This is a genomic window from Halopseudomonas sp. 4NH20-0008 (genome assembly GCF_057548395.1).
The window spans coordinates 16,140-36,435 of the sequence record NZ_BAAJMD010000009.1; the positions used below are offsets into that span (position 1 = coordinate 16,140).

Here is a 20,296-nt window from a genome sequence, read left to right on the forward strand (position 1 = left end):
GTCTCCTTAGAGCTCAAGAATCATTTTCGAGACGATGTTCTTCTGGATCTCGTTGGATCCGCCGAAGATCGACAGTTTGCGCATATTGAAGTACGAGGACGCCAGGGAAGGACTGTAGTCCTCCAGCAGCACCTCGCCGTCATAGCCGTATTCCATTTCTTCCGGCAGGAAGGGCAGGGCATAGGGACCAAGGGCCTTGCGCAGCAGATGGGTAATGGCCTGACGAATCTCGGTGCCCTGAACCTTGAGGATCGAGCTTTCGGAGCCAGGAACGCCGCCTTCGGAGGCCGCGGCAACGATACGCAGGGTACCCATTTCAGCGGCCATCAGCTGCATTTCAACTTCGGCGATCTGGCTGCGGAACAGGGTGTCCTCGATCAGCGGCTTGCCGTTTTTCTGCTGCTTGCTGGCAACGCGCTTGAGGTGACGCAGGGCGGCCTTGGATGCACCGATACCAGCCAGGCCGGTACGCTCGTGGGTCAGCAGGTACTTGGCACAGGTCCAGCCCTTGTTCTCTTCACCGACCAGATTCTCGACCGGTACCTTGACGTCATCGAAGAACACTTCGTTGACTTCATGATCGCCGTCCAGGGTGATGATCGGGCGCACGGTGATACCCGGGGTGGCCATATCGATCAGCAGGAAGGAAATGCCGCGCTGCTGCTGGGCCTCGGGATCGGTACGGACCAGACAGAAAATCCAGTTGGCGTGCTGACCCAGGGTGGTCCAGGTCTTCTGACCGTTGACGATGTAGTGGTCGCCATCGCGCACGGCGCGGGTCTTCAGCGAGGCCAGGTCAGAACCGGCGCCCGGCTCGGAGTAACCCTGGCACCACCAGTCTTCACCGGACAGGATGCGCGGCAGGTAGGTGCGCTTCTGTTCTTCGTTGCCGAACTTGATGATCACCGGAGCCACCATGTTGACGCCGAAGGGCACCAGACGCGGTGCGCCGGCAGCGGCGGACTCTTCGTCAAAAATGTGCTTTTCGACCGGACCCCAGTCGGTGCCGCCATGCTCTACCGGCCAGCCGGGTGCATACCAGCCCTTGGCGGAGAGGATTTTCTGCCAGCGCTCATGATCTTCTTTGCTCATGTGCTTGCCGAGTTTGACCTTGGCGGCGATATCGGCAGGCAGCTCCTGCTTAAGGAATTCACGCACTTCGTCGCGGAAGGCGAGTTGTTCGGGTGAAAAATGGATTTCCATTGTGAGTCCTCGTTGCAATACGGGTAACCGGTGTCCGGCGTTGCCGCCGGCCACCTTGTCGGGTCAGAGATCAGCGAACTTGCGACCTTCCTTGGCCAGCTTCTCCAGCAACGGGGCTGGTTTCCACCAGGCGCCGTGCTGTTGATGGAATTCGCAGATCCGGGCATAAACGCGGTCCAGACCAATTGAATCAGCATAGAACATCGGACCACCCTGGTGGGCGGGGAAGCCATAGCCATTCAGGTAGATCACGTCGATATCGCTGCTGCGCTGGGCAATGCCTTCCTCGAGGATCTTGGCGCCCTCGTTGATCAACGCGTAAATCGTGCGCTCAATAATGTACTCGTCAGTCAACTGACGACGCTCGATACCCTGCTGTTTGGAGGCGGCTTCGAGAATCGCCGGCAGTTCCGGGTTGGTCAGCGGGGCACGCGAACCCTTTTCATAGAGATAGAAGCCCTTGCCGGTCTTCTGGCCGAGCATACCGGCCTCGGCCATCTTGTCGAGGATGGTTGGCAGCTTGAATTCGGCTGGCAGGGTCTGACGCTGGCGGGTACGGATCGCGAGGCCGATATCCAGACCGGACAGGTCACGCATGGCGAAGGGGCCCATGGCCAGACCGAATTTGCGCAGGGCGCCGTCGATCTGTTCCGGGGTACCGCCTTCTTCCAGCAGGAATTCGGATTCACGACCGTACTGGAACACCATGCGGTTACCGACAAAGCCGTCGCAGACGCCGACCGGAACCGAGACTTTCTTGAGTTTCTTGCCAATCGCCATGGCGGTGGCCAGCACCTCAAAGCTGGTCTTGGCGCCGCGCACCACTTCCAGCAGACGCATCACGTTGGCCGGGCTGAAGAAGTGCAGGCCGACCACGTCCTCGGGGCGCTTGGTGAAAGCAGCGATGGCGTTCAGGTCCAGCGAGCTGGTGTTGGAGGCCAGAATGGCGCCTGGCTTGCAGTTGGCATCCAGCGCTTCGAAGACCTTCTGCTTGACGCCCATGTCTTCGAATACGGCTTCAACCACCACATCCACATCATTCAGATCGGCGTAATCGGTGATGCCACTGATCAGCGCCATACGCTTCTCCAGGGCATCCTCGGTCAGGCTGCCGCGCTTGACGCTCATGCCGTAGGTGTCACGGGCACGCTCAAGGGCCTTGTCGCGGGCTTCGCTGCTGATTTCCAGAATCTTCACCGGAATGCCGGCATTGGCAAAGCAGATGGCAATGCCGACACCCATGGTGCCACCACCAATGACACCGGCGCGGTTGATCTCGCGGACCGGGGTGTCCTTGGGCAGGTCATCAATCTTGGAGGCCTGACGCTCGGAGAAGAAGGCATGAACCAGTGCTGCGCGCTGCGGCGATACCAGGCACTCGCCGAACAACTCGCGCTCACGCTTCAAGCCATCTGCCAGCGGCAGGGTAAAGGCGGCTTCCACGGCGGATACACAGCGCTGGGGTGAGAACAGGCCGGGGGTCTTTTTCGTTACTTCGGCACGCTTGGCAGCTACAGCGGCGGCATTATCCACGCCGTCGAGCTTGTCGGTGCGTTCGCCAGTGCGACGCGCGCCCTTGCCCTCGGCCAGCAGTTGCTCGGCATAGGCAATACCGGCGGCAGTCAGGTCGCCTTCGATCAGCGCGTCAACCACGCCCAGCTCGAGAGCTTCACTGGCGCTGATCGGGTCACCGCTGACAATCATGTCCAGGGCCTTGGCCACACCGACCAGACGCGGCAGGCGCTGGGTGCCACCGGCGCCAGGCAGCAGGCCGAGTTTGACTTCCGGCAGGCCGACCTTGGCGCTCTTCAGGGCAATGCGGTAATGGCAGCTGACCGCCACTTCCAGACCACCGCCCAGGGCGGTACCGTGGATCACCGCGACACTGGGCTTGTTGCCGGCCTCAATGCCATTGACGACCTCTGGCAGGCCGGGCGACTTTGGCGGCTTGCCGAATTCCTTGATGTCGGCACCGGCCATGAAGGTGGAGCCCTCACACACCAGTACGATGGCTTTGACGGCGGGGTCGGCTTCAGCTGCATTGAAGCTGTTCTGCAGCCCTTCACGCACGGCAATGCCCAGGGCGTTGACCGGCGGATTGTTGACTCTGACGACGGCAATAGCGCCGTGCCGTTCCAATGTGACCACGTCCGACATGCTCAATCTCCGTTATTGATGACCTTTTGCAGCAGCGCCTGGGTGTGGCGACCTGGGTCGGTCGACACGGCCCAATGCCGCACAAAGGAGCTAATGTTCAAAAAGAGTTTCACTCTGCGAAATAATGAAACGTTGTTTCGCTAGGCAAAATACAAAAAAAAGAAGCCCTTGTCGATGCCCCTGATGGGGAGAAATGTGAGTCAATTAGTATAGATGATGTCTGGCCCTCCTGAGGGAGGGCAGCTCCAAGCCGCAAGCCACAAGCTATAAGGCGTTTGATCTGGTATCAGGTACCTCGGACCGCTTGCCGCTCAGGGGGCGTTAGACCCCCAATCGCTCGATATCCCGGGCCAGCATCGCCAGCTGATGGGCCAGCTGGTTTTTTACCTTGTCTTCGGAGACCAGGTAAGACGGGGCGCCGCAGGTCAGGGCCATGATGGTGCCGTCCTGCAGAAACAGCGGTACACCAGCGGCGTTGACGTTGCGGTCCCAGTTGCCGAGGGACAGGCAGAAGCCGTGCTGGCGATAGTCTTCAAAACTTTCCATCAGCTGCTGGTACAGCTCCGGCCAGTTATCCGGATTGCGCGCTTCCAGCGACGCCAAAACGTGACTGCGCTCTTCATCCTTCATGGCGGCCAGATAGGCGCGGCCCGCTGCCGTGGTGGCCAGCGGCAGGCGCACGCCAACATCCATGCGCAGCGAGGTCGACTCGGCCGGGCGGCAATTTTCCACGTAGATCATGGATAGCCGGTCACGGCAGGTCAGGCCCACGGAGGTGTTGGTCGAGCGAGCAAACTCATCCATATAGGGTTTGGCCAACTGTCGAACCCGCAGGTTGGAGACATAGGCGTAGCCTAGCGCCAACACACCGGAGTCCAGCTGGTACTTCTCCAGCTGGGGCGAGTAGCTCAGATAGCCAAGTTTGGTCAGCGTATAGGTCATGCGCGACACGGTTGGCTTGGGCAGGCCGGTAATCCTGGCAATGTCCTGATTACCCATGACCACGGCACCCTGACTGAAGGCGCGCAGGACATCCAGGCCGCGAGACAGGGCCTCGACAAACTTGCGGTCTTTGGGAGTGGCTTCGGTGAGGTCGTGCTGTTCGTCGTTCATGTGGCCTTGTTACCTTGAATATGCGTACCGACCGTCTGACCGGATTGTTCGATAGCGGTCTATTATTGTTGTGATGATGCGCCGCACGATACCAGATATGCGTGTTCTGCATAGCGGTATGCAGTCTGTTTTGTCTCAATGATTGCACAGAGTTGAACGATAGAATAGCATCTTTTTGGTATTGTATTCCGCTGTGCAAAATAACAGTCCAATAAGAGGTTTCCATGTCCACACCCGCTTTCGCCATCGTGCCCGGCCAGCTTGCCCAGTTGGGGCACAGCAATTTGTTTGATGTACTGGCCAAGGCCGTGCAGGACTACGGCGACAAACCGGCTTTTTCCTGTGGTATGGATACCCTCAGCTTTCGCCAGTTGGCCGCCGATGCAGACGTCCTGGCACGCTATCTGCGTGGCCCGCTGGGTCTGCAGCCGGGCGAACGGATTGCCATTCAGCTGCCCAACCTGCTGCAGTACACCATCGCAATCTTCGGCGCCTTGCGTGCCGGGCTGGTGATCGTCAATACCAATCCGCAATACACCGCCCATGAAACCCGTCACCAGTTTGCCGACTCCGGCGCCCGTGCGGTGATTGTGCTGGATAAGCTGGTACCGCTGGTGCGCAAGATCCAGGGCGATACCGAGATCGAGCACCTGATTGTCACCAGCCTGGATGACCTGACTCATCCGCAATACAGCGCCGATGAGGCGGATGTCACGCGCTTTATGCATGCCCTGCGCGAGGGTGCCAATCTGCCCGCCGTTGAACCCGAGCGCGAGCTGGATGATATTGCCCTGTTGCAATACACCGGCGGCACCACCGGGGTATCCAAGGGCGCCATGCTCAGTCATCGCAATATTCTCAGCAACGTGTTGCAGGCGGTCAGTGTGATCAAGCCCGGCGATGTCGAGTACGGCAACGAAATTCGGGTTTCGCCCTTGCCGCTCTATCATATCTTCGCCTTTACCGCGAATTGCATCGCCTCGGTGTTTACCGGCTTCCACAGCATCCTGATCAATAACCCGCGTGATCTGGACAGCATGATCGCCGACATGAAACGCCACAAAATCACCCTGCTGACCGGCATCAACTCCCTGTTCGTGTCGCTGATGGCCCATCCGGATTTTGGTAGCGTCGATTTCAGCGCGTTGAAATGGGTCAACTCCGGCGGCGCACCGCTGAATACCGAGATTGCCCGGCGCTGGCAAGCCATGACCGGCAGTGTGGTGCGCGAGGGCTATGGCCTGACCGAGACCTCGCCGGTGGTGGTCGCCTCCACCGCCTTTACGCCCTATAAGGAAGGTTTTATCGGCAAGGCAGTCATCGATACCTGGATGAAGACGGTCGATGAGGATGGCCAGGAAACCCCGCGTGGTGAGCCCGGCGAACTGCTGATCTATGGCCCGCAGGTGATGCAGGGTTATTGGCAGCGTCCGGACGAAACAGCCGAAACCTTTACCGAAGACGGCTGGCTGAAAACCGGTGATGTCGGAGTCATCGATGAAGAAGGCTTTCTCAAGCTGGTGGATCGCAAGAAGGACATGATTCTGGTCTCCGGCTTCAACGTCTATCCCAATGATGTCGAAGACGCCGTAATGCGCCATGCCGGCATCCGTGAATGTGTCGCCGTTGGTGTGCCGGATGAGAAAAAGGGCGAGGCGATCAAGCTCTATGTCAGCCTGCATGATCCCAAGCTGGATGAAACAGCGATTATTGCCCATTGCCGCGAACACCTGACCGGCTACAAGGTGCCAAGTTACGTCGAGATCCGTGAGGATCTGCCCAAATCCACGGTCGGCAAGCTGCTGCGCCGGGTACTGCGTGACGAAGCGCGCGCCCAGGCCGGCGCATGAGCGGGCTGACGCTGACCCTGAATAAGGGTATTGCCGAGATAACGCTGGATGACGGCAAGGTCAATGCCCTGTCTGAAGCCATGCTCGAGCAGTTGCTGGACGCTATCGCCCGTGCCGCAGCAGCCGATGCCGCGCTGCTGATCGTCGGGCGTCCCGGCTGTTTCAGTGGCGGTTATGACCGCAAGCTGATTGCCGCCGGTGGTCCGGCCTGCGATGCCATGCGTGCCGCCGGGGACCGTCTGACCCTGGCCTTGCTGGATTACCCCGCGCCGCTGGTCATGGCCAGCACCGGGCATGCCATGGCCAAGGCGGCTTTTATGTTATTGCTGGCGGATTATCGATTGGCGATTGATGGCGCCTACAGCATTGCCCTGAACGAGGTAGCCATCGGCATGACCATGCCGGATGCCGCCATGCCCCAGGCCCGAGCCAGGCTGGCGCCCCAGTGGCTGAACCGCTGCGCCCTGCAGGCCCAGATACTCAATCCGCAGCAGGCGTTGGCGGCGGGCTTTATCGATGAGCTGGCCGGTGCGGAGGATCTGTTGCAACGTGCCCGGGACAAGACCCGGCAACTGGCGGCGCTGGATCGCCGCGCCTACCGCGAAACCCGCACCCTGCTGAATGCACCCCTGCGTGCGCAGATCCTGCCGCTGCTGAATCTGGGCTAGCGCCGCGTTTTTTCGCGGCGGGCCGCGAACCCGGGCGTGTCGAGTTCCACCTCGACACAATGTGTTGGCCGGCGACGCTGCAGGTCGAGATGGAACTCGACCATCCCAGGAAAGGCGCAGTCCTTATTCTTTGAAGTAGGCGACCTGGGTGCTGGTCAGCAGCAGGGTGCCGTCGCTGGACCAGAGATGGGCGATCTGGTCGGCGTAATTCTGGTGGTAGCGGCTGGCGCCGGCCTGCCCCAGCAAAAAGTCGCTGCCGGCGCGTTGCAGGTCTTCCTGACTGGCATGGAAGTAATGGGTCATGCACACCGTGCCCGCCGGGGTAAAGCGCTGGCGGCGGCTGAAGATGCGTGGGGCAAAGATGTCACCGATGGCGGTCAGGCCGGCGAAATCCAGTGGCCGTGGCGGCTCGTCGCGGACCCAGAGCAGACTGTCGTTGCTTTCCCTGGCGGCCGCATCACCCGGCTTGAAAATACCCCTGACGTAACGCATGTCGTAATGCCTGAACCAGGCGCGCTCGTGTCGCTCCATGCGCGGCAGTTCACTGACCGCTGGCGCCGCTGGGCAGGCCGCGACCTGTTCCGACCAGGTCTCCCGGCGGGTGGCAAAGAAGGCCGTCGCACTGGTCATCACTTCACCATTCTGGCGCAGTAACAGTAGCCAGTGCTGGGTCGAGCGGTTGGTGCGCAAGGGCGTGGCCTCGACTTCAAAGTCGCCCAGACCAACCGGGCCGGCAAAGTTCACGGTCAAGGAAACCGGGTCACCGAGCCGATCCGGGTGCAGCAGTGCCGCATTCAACAGCGTGGCAGCGGTCATTCCGCCAAAGGGCCCGACCATGTTCTGGTAGGTCTCGTCACAGTGACCTTGAAAACGATCGGGGGCAGTCATCTGCAGGCTGATGGCCTGATCAAAGGCGTGCAGGGGGGGTACGGCTGGATTCATGCGGGTGCTTCCGGAGCAGACGGTTGAAGAAGGCTGGCCGTCCTGGCGTACAGCGGAAAGGGTGGTGGCGGGCCAGAGCCCGCCATCCTGCGGCTCAGCCGCGCTGGTAGGTACCGATCAGGCGGTTCATGGCGGTGGCATGCGGTTCGATCTTCTCCAGCAGTTCCCAGAGCGTCAGCCCGGCCGGCAGATCCAGTTCGCTATCCAGGGCGATAACCCAGAAATAGTATTTGTGCTGGCCATGGCCTTCCGGCGGCATCGGACCGTTATAGCCGAGCTTGCCAAAGTTGTTCTTGCCCTGGGTAAAGTCAGGCGTGGCTTCTGCCAGTGAGGTTACGCTGGCTGGAATGTTGTAGAGCACCCAGTGCACGAATCCGTAGGTGCCGTTTTTCGAGATCAAAGGTGCATCCGGATCATGACAGATCACGGCGTAGGCTTTGGTCCCGTCAGGGGCATTGGACCAGCTGATGGCGGGGGACAGATCCTCGCCTTCACCGGTGTGTTTGCTGGGGATAGCGCCGTCCTGATTGAAGGCGCTGCTGTTCAGTTTCAATGCGTTGCTGAAGGCGAAACCCATGTTGTACTCCTTGATCAGGTATTAACAGGAATGACTTTGGCGCGCATCAGCGAATCAATGCGCTGAGCAGCCACAGACCGAGCAGAACCCACACCACACCGGCGACAATACGCTTGCGCAGAAAAGCCCGGACGCCGACATAGATCAGAAACAGCCCGAGTATCACCGCCAGAATGCTGAACAGGTTGCTGTTCACGCCCAGAGCGCCGGCAAAGCCGTTGATGAAGGCCGCGCTGGCGTTGCTGAACATGTCGAACAGCCAGACCAGACTGTCAATAATTACCCGTAGCACGGTGCCCAGGGCACTGCCGAGCCATTCAAAGGGATTGGAGCTTAGCTGCATGCATAATTTCGCTGTGCGATTGAACAGGGCTACAAGCTACAAGCTCCAAGCCTCAAGCTGCAAGCAAAAAACATGGCTCTGAGTTGGTTTCCAGCTCTGAGCGGCTTATGCCCTGCAGCTTGTAGCGTGAGGCTCGCGGGTCAGACCCGCTCGATTACCGCCGCTACACCCTGGCCCAGACCGATACACAGGCTGACCAGCGCATAGCGTTTGCCGGTGCGTTCCAGTTGACGCAGGGCAGTCAGGGTCAGACGGGCACCGGAGGCGCCGAGCGGGTGACCGACAGCGATGGCACCGCCGTTCGGGTTCAGACGTGAATCATCAAAGGCGATACCCAGCAGTTTGGCGCAACCCAGAACCTGGGCAGCAAAGGCCTCGTTGATCTCGATCACGTCCATCTGCTCAAGGGTCAGACCGGCACGGGCCAGTGCCTTTTTGCAGGCCTCGACCGGACCCAGGCCCATGACCCGTGGCTCGACCCCGGATACCGCACCGGCCAGAATACGTGCGCGCGGCTTGACGCCATAGCGTTGGCCTGCCGCTTCAGAGCCGATGATCAGCGCCGCGGCGCCGTCATTGACACCCGAGGCATTGCCCGCAGTGACCACGCCACCTTCGAACAGCGGACGCAGGCCGGACAAGGCGGCCAGATCGCTGTCGGCACGCGGATGCTCGTCCTTGTCGATCAGTTTGGCTGGCTTCTTGCGGCCCTGGGATACTTCAATCGGATGAATCTCGGCCTCGAAGAAACCCTCGGCACGGGCTTTCTCGTACAGCGCCTGACTGCGGGCGGCATAGGCGTCGGCCTCGGCCCGGCTGATGCCCAGATCGGCAGCAACATTATCGGCGGTCTGCGGCATGGTGTCGTCACCGTACTGCTTTTCCACCTTGGGGTTCGGGAAGCGCGCGCCGATGGTGCTGTCGAAGGCGCGGAATTCACGGGAGTAGGGGCTCTCGCTCTTGGCGATGACAAAGGGCGCGCGGCTCATGCTTTCCACGCCACCGGCAACAAAGAGGTCACCTTCGCCGGCCTTGACCGCACGGGCGGCGTCCAGCACGGCAGCCAGACCGGAGCCACACAGACGGTTGACGGTAACTCCGGCTACCTGCGGTGGCAGTCCTGCCAGCAGACCGGCGTGACGTGCCACGTTGCGCGCATCTTCACCGGCCTGGTTGGTGTTACCCATCACCACGTCTTCATAGGCCGTGGCGTCGAAGGCATTGCGCGCTACCAGGGTACGCATGACCTCGGCCAGCAGATCGTCAGGACGCACGCTGGCCAGCGCACCGGCATGGCGGCCGAAAGGGGAACGCAAACCATCATAGATATAGGCAGTCATCATGTTACTCCTGTGAATCCGGGGTGTTCAGGGGCAGGTCCAGCTGGACGCGGCGGCGCAACCAGGGGCTGGGTCGGTAGCGCGGCTCGCCATACACCGCTTGCAGATTGTGCAGCACGGTGAAAATACGCTCCTTGCCATAGTGTTCGCCGAAGGCCAGCGGTCCCTTGGGGTAACCCAGTGCCAGTTGAATGGCGCGGTCAATGCTGTCCGGATCGGTAATACCCTTTTGCACGATTTCGCAGCCCAGATTGACTACGCTGGCGATCAGGCGCTGGATTACAAAACCGGGTGAGTCGTTGATGATCTCGACCGGAATGCCGTCGGCAGCCAGTGCCTGGCGGGCCTGGGCTACGGTATCGGCGCTGCTGGCCGGGTTGCGCATCAGGGTGCGGCGTTTGTCCCAGCTGGCAAAGCTGTCCAGGGCAACCGTGCGCTCGGCCGGCAGACCCAGGCGGCTGGCCAGTTGGGTGCAATCCTCACCCTGCGGTGTCACCAGGCAGATGGCTTCGGCGCTGGGCTGGTTGCCCTGCTCCAGGGTCGCACCGGCTGCAGACAGCACGGCTGATACCTGGCTGCGCATCTGCGCATCCTGGCTGTCGAGCCAGAACGGCCGGTTGATCAGTACCTCGGTCGCAGCGGGCTCAGGTGTTTCGATCTTCTGACCGTTGTCATAGCGGTAGAAGCCCTGACCGGTCTTGCGTCCCAGCAGGCCGGCGGCAATGCGCTGGGCAGCGATGAACGACGGCGTGTAGCGCGGATCATGGTAGAACTGCTCGTAGACCGACTCCATGACCGCATGGGAAACGTCCAGGCCGGTCAGATCGAACAGCTCGAAGGGGCCCATGCGAAAGCCCGGGCCATCACGCAGGATGCGGTCGATCTGCTGCGGCGTGGCCACACCTTCACTGAGCATGCGCAGGGCTTCGGTGCCAAAGGCGCGACCAGCATGGTTGACCAGAAAGCCGGGGGTGTCCGGGGTGATCACGGCAAAGTGCCCAGCTTGTTCTGCCAATTGCACCAGACCGTCAATGTAGCGCTCTTCGGTACGTGAACCGCGAACCACCTCGACAATCTTCATCAGCGGTACGGGGTTGAAGAAGTGGAAGCCCGCTACCCGCTCGGGACGCTGGCAACCGGCGGCAATACGGGTAACCGACAGGGACGAGGTGTTGGTTGCCAGCAGGCAGTCGCTACTGACCAAGGCTTCCAGATCGCGGAACAGGTTCTGCTTGACCTCAAGGATCTCGACAATCGCTTCGATAATCAGGTCGCAGTCCTTGAGCGCTTCCAGGGTGGCGGCGGGCTGCATGCGGGCCACCGTGGCGGCGAAGTCGGCCTCGCTCAGCTTGCCCTTGGCGACACTGCGTTGCAGCAGGTCGGAGTTGAACTTGATGGCATCGTGAATGGCCTCGACGCGGGTATCGTAGATCAGGACTTGCTGGCCGCTGCTGGCAAACAGCTGGGCAATGCCGCGGCCCATGGCGCCTGCACCTATCACACCAATACGCTGGAACATGCGATGACTCCTTATTCACCCGATCAATTCCGCATGGCGGAATAGCATTTCGTTTAAGAAGGTGCGAGATTAAATCCTGTCGGTGTTCAGCGCAAGTTTACCGGTCTGGACCCGTTGGCTGTACCGCTGTTCGGTATTCCCCTGTGGCATACTTGTCTCATTACCGAACACCTGGCCCAGGGGTGCCCGTGTGCAACCCCGAGGGCATCAGCTTTAATCCAAGAGTGTAGTGAAAAAAGGTGAAGTCGCCGTGAATCAAGATCAGCGTCAGGCAGTGGAACGCTCCGTAACCGGTTTCTTTCAGGACCTGGGTTGTGAATTGACCGAATACCGTCAGGGCCGTGCCGTGGTCGCGCTGCGCCTGACGCCCAAGCACATGAACAACGCCAGTAATCTGCATGGCGGCGTCACGGCCAGCCTGCTGGATATTGCCATGGGTCTGTGCGGTACCTGGGCGGAGCATTCCGATGAGCGTCGCGTCGCCATTACCCTGTCGTTGAATGTGAATTTCTCCGCCACTGCGCCGGTCGGCACCCTGGTTCGCGCGGTGGCGACCTGCCGCAGCGCCGGTCACAAGGTGTTCATGGCCTCCTGTGATCTGCTCGATGAGCAGGATCGGCTGATCGGCTTTGGCGAAGGTGTGTTCAAGAAAGGCGCCTTCCGCAAGGACCTGCCCTGAGCCATGAAAGGCTATCTGCTGCCCCTGGCCGTCGGTCTTGAGCTGGCCTCGCTGCTGGCTCAGTTACCCTGGCTGAGCTGGTTGGCGGCGCTGGTCTTTCTTGGCTATTTTCTGTTGCACTACAGCCGCCTCAATCCCTATCCCCGTTGGCTTGGATTTATCACCTTGCTGGTGGTGGCGCTGGCCGCCTACCGTCACGGTAGCGACCTCGGGTTATGGGCCAAACTGGCCAGCTCGGCGGCCTACTACACCAGCTTTCTGGGTGCCCTGGGCTTGATGCAGCTGCTGGCCAAGCGTCTGCCGCAGCTGAGTGAGCTGCACAAGGCCCTGCTGTCCGGTTCCAAGGTCGTGCTCTACCCGCGCTATGTGCTGGCGGCTGGCAGCATCGGCTCGATTCTCAACTTCGGCATGATGAATCTGCTGTGTGGCACCCTGAGCGAGCATCTGAAGCGCTACGCCCTGACCGACGAGCAGCGGCGCGAGGGTCTGCGCAGCGTCATGGTCACCACCCTGCGGGGTTTTGCCCTGGTGCCGTTGCTGGCGCCGACCAGCGTGACCATTGCGATTATCTCGCGGGAAATGCCCGAGCTGACCTGGAGCATCATGCTGCCCTACGGCGCCGTCGCTGCCGCTATGATGATTGTCGTCGGCTGGCACCGTGAAACAGCCGGCCTGCTGGCCCTGCGCGATAACATCGGTGACAGCAGCCGTGCTCAGGGCATGGTCGGTCTGCTGGTCGGCAGCCTGCTGGGTCTGGCGGCCATGGCGTTGTTGGCTTCGGTCACCGTGCTCACGGCCTCGCAGGCGGCCATGGTGCTGGTGCCAGTCGGGGTGATCAGCTATCTGTTGTGGCGCGAGCGCTCGGTCAAGGTGGCGACGCAGGAAGTGGCCGAGAATATGGCGACCATGCACAACGAGATGTTCATCTTCGGCTGTGCGGCACTGCTCGGTGGTGCCCTGGGCGCCTTGGTGCCGCTTGAAGCCTTGGCGCAGTGGCTGGCGCAGGAGCCCAAGTACAACGTGCTGCTGGCGGTGGCCAGCCTGTTCAGCACTATTACCTTGGCGGTAATTGGTGTGGCGCCAATCGTCTCGCTGTCGCTGATAGCCGGCTTGCTGTCGCAGTTGGCGCTGCTCGGTGTGCCGATCATGACCCCGGCCGTGGGCCTGATGTGCGGTTTCTCGCTGGCCATGATCTTTTCGCCCTTCGGTCCCTCGACACTGATTCTGGCTCGTTACAGTGGCGAAAAACCTTTCCGCGTCGCCTTTGGTTGGAATGGTCGCTTTGTCGCCAGTGTCATGCCGTTATTATTGTTGCTGCTGTTTGGTACCTATTGGTTGCATAGTTAGTAAAAAGCGGAAAGCTCCAAGCGGCAAGCCTCAAGTTTTAAACCAAAAGCGAAAGGTGAAAAATAAAGGGAGCATGTTGAGCTGGCCCAAATTTATCCGGCGCCGGTTAGCCGTTCCGCTTTGCTGTACCGTCGGAGCCCATGGAAGGGCGACGTCGAGCGCCCAGGGACGGGACAGCGTGTCAGCAAAGCGGGGCGGCTGATCGGCGCCTTACGCGGACCCGATGCTCAACATGCCGTACCGCAAAGAACCCAGTACCATGCCCCAATGCACACCCTTTAAACAGGCCGCACCATGCCCGAATTACCCGAAGTCGAAACCACCCGCCGCGGTATTGCCCCGCACCTTGAAGGTCGCACAGTGACGCGGCTGATCGTGCGTAATCGCAGCCTGCGCTGGCCGATACCGGAAGATCTGGCGATCCAGATCGAGGACCAGACCTTCAGCCAGATTCGCCGCCGGGCCAAATACCTGTTGATGGACATAGGTGGCGGCAGCCTGATCAGTCATCTGGGCATGTCCGGCAATCTGCGGCTGGTGCCGGCCGGCAGTCCTGTGGCCAAGCATGAACATGTGGATATCGAACTGGATTCCGGCATGGCGCTGCGCTACACCGATCCACGTCGGTTTGGCGCCATGCTCTGGGTCAAGGCTGGCGAAGTGCACCCGCTGATGCTCAAGCTCGGACCCGAACCGCTGTCCGATGCCTTTGATGGCGAGCGGCTTTATCAGTGCTCGCGTGGCAAGGCGATGGCCGTCAAACCTTTTATCATGGACAACGCAGTAGTGGTCGGCGTGGGGAATATCTATGCCACCGAGGCGCTGTTTGCAGCCGGCATAGATCCGCGTCGCGAGGCCGGTCGTATCAGCCGGGCGCGCTACCAGCGACTGGCCGAAGAGATCAAACGCATCCTGGCCTATGCCATCGAACGGGGCGGCACTACCCTGCGTGATTTTATCGGTGGCGACGGCCAGCCAGGTTATTTCCAGCAGGAACTCTTTGCCTACGGGCGAGGCGGCGAACCCTGCAAAGTCTGCGGCACCACCTTGATTGAAGTACGCCTGGGTCAGCGCAGCTCGGTATTCTGCCGGCGATGCCAGTCCTGAACGGTCTGGTGGCCGGCAGGGCATATTGCGCTATTGTGCAAACTGAAGGTTCAGGTCACAACGATATATAACAACAAAAACCGGAGTACCCATGGCATCCAGCCCCTTGTCCCAAAAGCTCGGCCGGGCCGCATTGCGCCTCTGCGGTTGGCGTATTGAAGGCAAGTTGCCCGACCTCGACAAGTATGTCGCGATTGGCGCGCATCACACCTCGAACTGGGACTTTGTGCTGTTTCTGGCGGTCAAGTTTGCCCTGCAAATGCAGGTAACCTGGTTTGGCAAGCACAGTATCTTTTTCTGGCCGGTTGGCTATCTCTGGCGCGCCTGGGGTGGCGTGCCGGTTGAGCGGCATCATAAGCGCAACATGGTGGATCAGGCGGTTGCACTGTTTCGCAGTCGATCGCAGATGGCGCTGGTCATTTCCCCCGAGGGCACGCGTAAAAAGGTCACGCGCTGGAAAACCGGTTTCTACCATATTGCTACAGGCGCAGGCGTGCCCATTGTTTGCGGTGCGCTGGACTTTGCCAACAGGCGAGTTGTGCTCAGCGAGCCATTCTGGCCTACTGGCAATCAGGAGGCCGATTTGTCGACGCTGTTGGCATTTTTCAAGCCCTACGTTCCGAAACATCCGGAATGTGCCTACAATGAAGTGTGAAGGCTACCCCGGACGGGAGCCTCAATGAGAAAAAACGCCTTTCGGGCCACAACCAGGGATTTATTTATGCGCCTGTTCCGTCATACCACCGCCTTGATGGCGGGCATGCTGCTCACTGGCAGCGTTTTGGCTAACGACCCGACTTACGCGGGTTATCAGGAAAATGTTGAGAATCCAGGCATATTTGCCATGGTCGGTGACCTGGTTATTGCCCGTCCGCTGGGCATTGGTCTGACCGCCATTGGCGCTACGGCCTTTGTCGTCAGCCTGCCCTTTACTGCGCTGGCGGGGAATACCAGGGAAGCCGGTCAGGAGTTGGTCGTGCGCCCTGGCCGTGAAACCTTCATGCGCTGCCTGGGTTGCACCCGAGTGGGTTATGGCCACAAGCAGCAGGAAGAAAACCGCTGATTTTCATGGGCCTTCCCTTGGGTCATTGAGCAGATGCCGATGACCCGCATCCCTTTTGGCGGGTTGTCAGCTTGATGCGCGCACTGTTCAAACCAATCTGGGTGCCAGCAGTTCTGCTGGCGCTCCTCTTTCTGTTTGTCTGGAAGCCGGAACTGGCCACCCTGGCTGCCGGTATCGCCTTGTTCATGATGGGCATGCACCACCTCGAGGACGGCTTCCGTGCCTTTACTGGTGGTGCGCTTGAGCACTGGTTGTCCAAGAGCACCGATCGCCTTTGGAAAAGCCTGCTTTTCGGCGTCACCAGCACGGCTATCGTTCAATCCAGCTCCCTGGTCACGCTGCTAAGCATTGCCTTTCTGAGTGCGGGCATGATCAGCCTGCTGGCCGGTATTGGTATTGTCTTCGGCGCCAACCTTGGCACCACAACGGGTGCCTGGCTGATTGCACTGGTGGGTCTCAAGGTTGATCTGGCGCTGGTTGCCATGCCCATGCTGGTATTTGGCGTGATGCTCGGGCGCCGTGCCGAAAGTCTGTGGAAGGGGCTGGGTCAGGTCTTGCTTGGTGTGGGCCTGCTGTTTCTCGGCATTGATCTGATGAAGGAGGGGTTCAGCGGCTTTGACGACATGCTGGCGCTGGATAGCCTGCATGTTACCGGCTTCAAGGGTGTGCTGATCTATACCCTGGTCGGGCTGGTTGCGACTGTGCTGATGCAGTCCAGCCATGCTGCCATGATGATTACACTGGCGGCGCTGGCGGCCGGTCAACTGGCCTATGGCAATGCCCTGGCCATGGCCATCGGGGCCAACCTGGGCACCACCATTACCGCCGTGATTGGTGCAATCGGCAGCAACAATGCCGGTCGGCGTCTGGCCGCAGCGCACATTCTGTTCAATCTGGTCACCGCGCTGGTGGCGCTGATGGTGCTCAATACGCTGGCCCAGACGGTGGACTGGCTGTCCGCCCTGTTCGGCATCGACGAGCAGGCCTATACCCTCAAGTTGGCCTTGTTTCATACCCTGTTCAACGTACTCGGCCTGGTCATCATGTTGCCCCTGGTGCCGCTGATGATTCGCCTGCTGATGCGCTGGCTGCCGGATAGCAAACCGGTTGGCAGTCCGGAGGCGGTATCCGTGGCGCTCAGTGAGCAACCGCGTATGCGCGCGCAGTATCTTAACGATTCGGCCCTGTTGCACGCCGATACCGCGCTCAAGGTGCTGGATCAGGAATTGCGCCATCTGGCAGCACTGAGTCGGCAGGTGATAGCGGCTGGCGTGTATCTGCCGGCGGGTGATCTGAACGATCTGTCCCGGGAAGGGCTACACCGTCTGGTTCAGCGGCCTGTCGCCATGGATGGCCGGGAGGATGCCGATGCGCTCTACGAGCGCCATGTCAAAGGGGTCTACAGCGACATTATCGACTTTATCAGTCGCATGGATCTGTCTCTGCTGCCGGAGCAGCAGCAATCGCTGATGGACATGAGTGCGGCTGCGCGTGAGCTGGTCGAGGCGGTCAAGGCCACCAAGCACCTGCAGAGCAACCTGAGGAAGCAGATCGACAGTACTCAGCCAGCGATCCATGATGCCTATGATCTGCTGCGTGAGCAGTGTGGTATGGCGTTGATCGATCTGGGCCGGCTGCTCGATCTGGAAAGTGACAGCGAGGCCCGCGCCAAGCTGTTCCAGATCTATCTGGATGATGAGAAGCTGTTTTCCGAGCACTTCCAGCACGAATTGCAGATGCGTTTGCGTAACCGCGAAATCGATGGCTGGCAGGCGTCTTCGCTATTGAACGATCTGCATTACCTGTTGCGCATCCGTCAGCATCTCTACAGCGCGCACGAGGCGCTGCATCATCCGTCCGGGGATGTTGCGCTGGAGCCGCCGATTGAGCGTATTGAGCCGACGCTTACCTTGCCCTGAGGGGCTGTCGGACGCTGGCGCTGCCGAGTCCGCGCGGGTCGCTGGCGGCGCTGAGTTCGCCACTGGCCTTGTCCCAGTGCAGCACCTGCATATCGCCATAATCCCGACCGACCGCCTCAATCCGATGCCCCAGCGCCTGCAGCGCGGCTGTCTGCTCGGGGCTGAAGGCCTGCTCCTCGACCTGGATGTGGTCGGGCAGATACTGGTGATGAAAGCGCGGCCGGCTGACCCAGGCTTCCGGCGGCTGGCCACGCAGGGCCTCCAGACTGGCCAGTAGAACCATGCTGATAATGCGGCTGCCGCCGGGTGTGCCCAATACCGCCAGTCGGCTGTCACTCTCCAGCATGGTCGGCGTCATGCTCGACAGCGGTCGTTTGCCCGGTGCCACGGCATTGGCTTCGCTGCCGCGCAGCTCGTAACTGTTGGCGCCCTGCGGGTCGGTGGCAAAATCGTCCATTTCATTGTTAAGCAGAATGCCGGTGCCGGGCACGGTAAAGGCTGCACCAAAGGGCAGATTGATGCTCAGGGTGGCCGATACGGCATTGCCGTCACTGTCCATCAGTGAAAAGTGCGTGGTATTGGTGCCTTCACTGAAGGGTGCAGGCGGCCCGAGTTCGGCACTCGGCGTGGCGCGCTCAGGATCAATACTCGAGGCCAGACTGATGGCGTGTTGCGGCGATGTCAGCCGCTCAACCGGCACAGCATGGAAATCGCTGTCACCCAGCAGCAGACGATCGCGGTAACTGCGGCGCATCAGCTCCACCAGTTGATGGGTCTGCGCCACGCTGCCGTGCGCTTGCACCGGTAAATGCTCCAAACCTTGCAGTACCGTGGCCAACAGGATGCCGCCGGCCGAGGGCAGGGGCGCGGTGATGACGTCCATACCCTGGCTTTGAAAGCGGATCGGTTCACGGCGTATGACCCGGTAGTTATCCAGATCGGCCTGTTGCCAGACCCCGCCAGCGGCCTGCACTGCCGAGAGCATCTGCGCGGCTACCGGGCCGGCGTAAAAGCCAGCCCGACCCTGTGCGGCCAGCTGTTTGAGGCTTTGCGCCAGCTCCGGCTGCCGAATCAATGTGCCTTCGGCGGGCATCTGCCCTTCACGCAGAAACAGCCGGGCAGTCTCATGATCAGCTTGCATGGCCGCGAGTCGGAACTGACCGAAGGCCCGGTAGCGTGAGGTAACGGCAAAACCCTGCTCGGCGGCCTCTATGGCCGGTTGCAGGCTCCGGGACAGTGGCAGTCGACCGTGCTCGTTGGCCAGCATCACCAGCGCGGCCGGTAAGCCGGGAATGCCGGCGGCACGCGGGCCATTGATGGCCGGATCGCGCTGGAACTGGCCGTTTTCATCCTGATAAAACGCCCGGTCAGCAGCCAGGGGTGCGGTTTCCCGGGCATCCAGAAAATGATAGTGCGGGTTGTCTGGCCGGGCCTCGCGCAACAAAAAGAAGCCGCCACCGCCGAGTCCCGAGCCGTAGGGCTCCACAACCCCCAGAGTGGCAGCGACGGCAATCGCGGCATCGAAGGCATTGCCGCCCTGATCAAGGATGCGGTGGCCAGCAGCGGTCGCCATCGGATGGGCGCTGGCGACGGCCTGTGAGCCGGGTTCCGCGGCCTGCACTGCACTATTGAGCAGCAGGGCTGCCAGCAGTATCAGGGCGGTGCCGCGCCGGATAGACATGGCGTCAGCTGCCGGTGAGGACTTGGTACTTGGCCAGCAGCTCCTCACGGCTCTCGACATGGTTGGGGTCCAGCGGGATGCAATCGACCGGACATACCTGCTGGCACTGCGGCTCGTCAAAGTGGCCGACACACTCGGTACACAGGTTAGGGTCGATCACATAGATTTCTTCGCCCTGGGAGATCGCCCCGTTCGGGCATTCCGGTTCGCACACATCGCAATTGATGCAATCGTCGGTAATGATCAGTGACATGCCGTGACTCCGCTGAGCCGATGTTCAGTCGTGGTAGCGCTTGATCAGCGCCTGGTTGACTATGGGATGAACGAACTTGGTAACGTCGCCACTCAGCGCCGCAATTTCGCGCACCAGCGACGATGAAATATACGAATACTTTTCCGAGGGCGTGAGAAACAGGCTTTCCACATCCGGTGCCAGCACCCGGTTCATGTTGGCCAGCTGAAACTCATACTCGAAGTCGGACACGGCACGCAGGCCACGCAGCAGCACGTTGGCACCCACCTCGTCGACAAAGTGCGCTAGCAGCTTGGAAAAACCGACCACTTCAACGTTGGGGATATGGGCTAATACCTGACGGGCCATATCGACGCGCTCATCCAGGGTAAAGGCCGGGTTTTTCTTGGTGCTGGCAGCCACAGCAACAATGACCTTGTCGAACAGCCTGGCGGCCCGCTCGACCAGATCGGTATGGCCCTTGGTAATGGGGTCGAAGGTGCCGGGGTAAAGAACCGTATTCATGTCGACTGATCCTGCGCGGATGGGTAATGGA

19 protein-coding genes are annotated in these 20,296 nt (G+C 60.5%); 8 read left to right on the forward strand and 11 right to left on the reverse strand.

The window, feature by feature from the left end; all coding sequences use genetic code 11:
• Positions 1-6: 6 nt before the first annotated feature.
• The 3 genes from AC27HQ_RS10325 to AC27HQ_RS10335 form a co-directional block, all read right to left on the reverse strand.
• Positions 7-1,203 carry an acyl-CoA dehydrogenase family protein gene (locus AC27HQ_RS10325; RefSeq protein WP_487156080.1) on the reverse strand — a complete coding sequence of 399 codons (1,197 nt, stop codon included), beginning with the start codon at positions 1,201-1,203 and terminating at the stop codon, positions 7-9.
• A 63-nt stretch (positions 1,204-1,266) separates the two neighbouring features.
• Positions 1,267-3,360 carry a 3-hydroxyacyl-CoA dehydrogenase NAD-binding domain-containing protein gene (locus AC27HQ_RS10330; protein WP_487156081.1) on the reverse strand — a complete coding sequence of 698 codons (2,094 nt, stop codon included), beginning with the start codon at positions 3,358-3,360 and terminating at the stop codon, positions 1,267-1,269.
• A 321-nt stretch (positions 3,361-3,681) separates the two neighbouring features.
• Positions 3,682-4,473: an IclR family transcriptional regulator gene (locus AC27HQ_RS10335; RefSeq protein WP_487156082.1), complete on the reverse strand. Its 792-nt coding sequence runs from the start codon at positions 4,471-4,473 to the stop codon at positions 3,682-3,684.
• Positions 4,474-4,697: 224 nt separating this feature from the next.
• On the opposite strand from AC27HQ_RS10335, the gene AC27HQ_RS10340 reads away from it, so the two are divergent.
• Together AC27HQ_RS10340 and AC27HQ_RS10345 are read left to right on the forward strand one after the other, a co-directional pair.
• A complete protein-coding gene (locus AC27HQ_RS10340) occupies positions 4,698-6,323 on the forward strand; it encodes an AMP-binding protein (protein WP_487156083.1) in 1,626 nt (541 codons plus the stop codon).
• Positions 6,320-6,991, forward strand: coding sequence for a crotonase/enoyl-CoA hydratase family protein (locus AC27HQ_RS10345; RefSeq protein WP_487156084.1), 672 nt, complete (start codon positions 6,320-6,322; stop codon positions 6,989-6,991). Before AC27HQ_RS10340 ends, AC27HQ_RS10345 begins: the two co-directional genes overlap by 4 nt.
• Before the next feature lie 123 nt (positions 6,992-7,114).
• Here AC27HQ_RS10345 and AC27HQ_RS10350 read toward each other — a convergent pair whose 3' ends face one another.
• The 5 genes from AC27HQ_RS10350 to AC27HQ_RS10370 form a co-directional block, all read right to left on the reverse strand.
• Positions 7,115-7,933, reverse strand: a complete 819-nt coding sequence (locus tag AC27HQ_RS10350) for an acyl-CoA thioesterase (protein ID WP_487156085.1) — start codon at positions 7,931-7,933, stop codon at positions 7,115-7,117.
• Positions 7,934-8,027: 94 nt separating this feature from the next.
• Positions 8,028-8,510 (reverse strand): YbhB/YbcL family Raf kinase inhibitor-like protein, encoded by a 483-nt coding sequence (locus AC27HQ_RS10355; RefSeq protein WP_487156086.1) that lies wholly within the window; start codon positions 8,508-8,510, stop codon positions 8,028-8,030.
• 46 nt (positions 8,511-8,556) lie between these two features.
• On the reverse strand, positions 8,557-8,853 hold the full coding sequence (locus tag AC27HQ_RS10360) for a hypothetical protein (protein ID WP_487156087.1): 297 nt from the start codon (positions 8,851-8,853) through the stop codon (positions 8,557-8,559).
• Positions 8,854-8,993: 140 nt separating this feature from the next.
• Positions 8,994-10,196: a 3-oxoadipyl-CoA thiolase gene (locus tag AC27HQ_RS10365; protein WP_487156088.1), complete on the reverse strand. Its 1,203-nt coding sequence runs from the start codon at positions 10,194-10,196 to the stop codon at positions 8,994-8,996.
• A gap of 1 nt (position 10,197) precedes the next feature.
• Complete coding sequence (locus AC27HQ_RS10370) at positions 10,198-11,712, reverse strand: 3-hydroxyacyl-CoA dehydrogenase (protein ID WP_487156089.1); 1,515 nt, start codon at positions 11,710-11,712, stop codon at positions 10,198-10,200.
• 250 nt (positions 11,713-11,962) lie between these two features.
• Between AC27HQ_RS10370 and AC27HQ_RS10375 the strand changes: the two genes are divergently transcribed.
• From AC27HQ_RS10375 to AC27HQ_RS10400, 6 genes are all read left to right on the forward strand, one after another.
• Positions 11,963-12,391, forward strand: coding sequence for a PaaI family thioesterase (locus tag AC27HQ_RS10375; protein ID WP_487156090.1), 429 nt, complete (start codon positions 11,963-11,965; stop codon positions 12,389-12,391).
• A 3-nt stretch (positions 12,392-12,394) separates the two neighbouring features.
• The gene (locus tag AC27HQ_RS10380; RefSeq protein WP_487156091.1) at positions 12,395-13,738 is read left to right on the forward strand and encodes a hypothetical protein; all 1,344 of its coding nucleotides are present in this window, start codon (positions 12,395-12,397) and stop codon (positions 13,736-13,738) included.
• Between the two features lie 294 nt (positions 13,739-14,032).
• Entirely contained in the window at positions 14,033-14,845 is an 813-nt protein-coding gene (gene mutM / locus AC27HQ_RS10385; RefSeq protein ID WP_487156092.1) for a bifunctional DNA-formamidopyrimidine glycosylase/DNA-(apurinic or apyrimidinic site) lyase, read from the forward strand.
• Positions 14,846-14,936: 91 nt separating this feature from the next.
• A complete protein-coding gene (locus AC27HQ_RS10390) occupies positions 14,937-15,500 on the forward strand; it encodes a lysophospholipid acyltransferase family protein (protein WP_487156093.1) in 564 nt (187 codons plus the stop codon).
• Between the two features lie 66 nt (positions 15,501-15,566).
• Positions 15,567-15,908: a multidrug transporter gene (locus AC27HQ_RS10395; protein ID WP_487156094.1), complete on the forward strand. Its 342-nt coding sequence runs from the start codon at positions 15,567-15,569 to the stop codon at positions 15,906-15,908.
• Between the two features lie 74 nt (positions 15,909-15,982).
• A complete protein-coding gene (locus tag AC27HQ_RS10400; protein WP_487156095.1) occupies positions 15,983-17,827 on the forward strand; it encodes a Na/Pi cotransporter family protein in 1,845 nt (614 codons plus the stop codon).
• Here the strand turns inward: AC27HQ_RS10400 and ggt are convergent.
• The 3 genes from ggt to coaD are packed head-to-tail and all read right to left on the reverse strand — an operon-like array spanning position 17,814 to position 20,265.
• On the reverse strand, positions 17,814-19,508 hold the full coding sequence (ggt, locus tag AC27HQ_RS10405; protein WP_487156096.1) for a gamma-glutamyltransferase: 1,695 nt from the start codon (positions 19,506-19,508) through the stop codon (positions 17,814-17,816). The genes AC27HQ_RS10400 and ggt overlap by 14 nt on opposite strands.
• Positions 19,509-19,512: 4 nt before the next feature.
• Positions 19,513-19,761 carry a YfhL family 4Fe-4S dicluster ferredoxin gene (locus tag AC27HQ_RS10410; protein WP_487156097.1) on the reverse strand — a complete coding sequence of 83 codons (249 nt, stop codon included), beginning with the start codon at positions 19,759-19,761 and terminating at the stop codon, positions 19,513-19,515.
• Between the two features lie 24 nt (positions 19,762-19,785).
• Positions 19,786-20,265 carry a pantetheine-phosphate adenylyltransferase gene (gene coaD / locus AC27HQ_RS10415; protein WP_487156098.1) on the reverse strand — a complete coding sequence of 160 codons (480 nt, stop codon included), beginning with the start codon at positions 20,263-20,265 and terminating at the stop codon, positions 19,786-19,788.
• Positions 20,266-20,296: the final 31 nt, after the last annotated feature.

Excerpts from the sequence above, each read along its gene's own strand:
- AC27HQ_RS10325 (WP_487156080.1), bottom strand. The coding sequence starts at position 1,203 with ATGGAAATCCATTTTTCACCCGAACAACTCGCCTTCCGCGACGAAGTG.
- AC27HQ_RS10330 (WP_487156081.1), bottom strand. The coding sequence starts at position 3,360 with ATGTCGGACGTGGTCACATTGGAACGGCACGGCGCTATTGCCGTCGTC.
- AC27HQ_RS10335 (WP_487156082.1), bottom strand. The coding sequence starts at position 4,473 with ATGAACGACGAACAGCACGACCTCACCGAAGCCACTCCCAAAGACCGC.
- AC27HQ_RS10340 (WP_487156083.1), top strand. The coding sequence starts at position 4,698 with ATGTCCACACCCGCTTTCGCCATCGTGCCCGGCCAGCTTGCCCAGTTG.
- AC27HQ_RS10345 (WP_487156084.1), top strand. The coding sequence starts at position 6,320 with ATGAGCGGGCTGACGCTGACCCTGAATAAGGGTATTGCCGAGATAACG.
- AC27HQ_RS10350 (WP_487156085.1), bottom strand. The coding sequence starts at position 7,933 with ATGAATCCAGCCGTACCCCCCCTGCACGCCTTTGATCAGGCCATCAGC.
- AC27HQ_RS10355 (WP_487156086.1), bottom strand. The coding sequence starts at position 8,510 with ATGGGTTTCGCCTTCAGCAACGCATTGAAACTGAACAGCAGCGCCTTC.
- AC27HQ_RS10360 (WP_487156087.1), bottom strand. The coding sequence starts at position 8,853 with ATGCAGCTAAGCTCCAATCCCTTTGAATGGCTCGGCAGTGCCCTGGGC.
- AC27HQ_RS10365 (WP_487156088.1), bottom strand. The coding sequence starts at position 10,196 with ATGATGACTGCCTATATCTATGATGGTTTGCGTTCCCCTTTCGGCCGC.
- AC27HQ_RS10370 (WP_487156089.1), bottom strand. The coding sequence starts at position 11,712 with ATGTTCCAGCGTATTGGTGTGATAGGTGCAGGCGCCATGGGCCGCGGC.
- AC27HQ_RS10380 (WP_487156091.1), top strand. The coding sequence starts at position 12,395 with ATGAAAGGCTATCTGCTGCCCCTGGCCGTCGGTCTTGAGCTGGCCTCG.
- mutM (WP_487156092.1), top strand. The coding sequence starts at position 14,033 with ATGCCCGAATTACCCGAAGTCGAAACCACCCGCCGCGGTATTGCCCCG.
- AC27HQ_RS10390 (WP_487156093.1), top strand. The coding sequence starts at position 14,937 with ATGGCATCCAGCCCCTTGTCCCAAAAGCTCGGCCGGGCCGCATTGCGC.
- AC27HQ_RS10395 (WP_487156094.1), top strand. The coding sequence starts at position 15,567 with ATGCGCCTGTTCCGTCATACCACCGCCTTGATGGCGGGCATGCTGCTC.
- AC27HQ_RS10400 (WP_487156095.1), top strand. The coding sequence starts at position 15,983 with ATGCGCGCACTGTTCAAACCAATCTGGGTGCCAGCAGTTCTGCTGGCG.
- ggt (WP_487156096.1), bottom strand. The coding sequence starts at position 19,508 with ATGTCTATCCGGCGCGGCACCGCCCTGATACTGCTGGCAGCCCTGCTG.
- AC27HQ_RS10410 (WP_487156097.1), bottom strand. The coding sequence starts at position 19,761 with ATGTCACTGATCATTACCGACGATTGCATCAATTGCGATGTGTGCGAA.
- coaD (WP_487156098.1), bottom strand. The coding sequence starts at position 20,265 with ATGAATACGGTTCTTTACCCCGGCACCTTCGACCCCATTACCAAGGGC.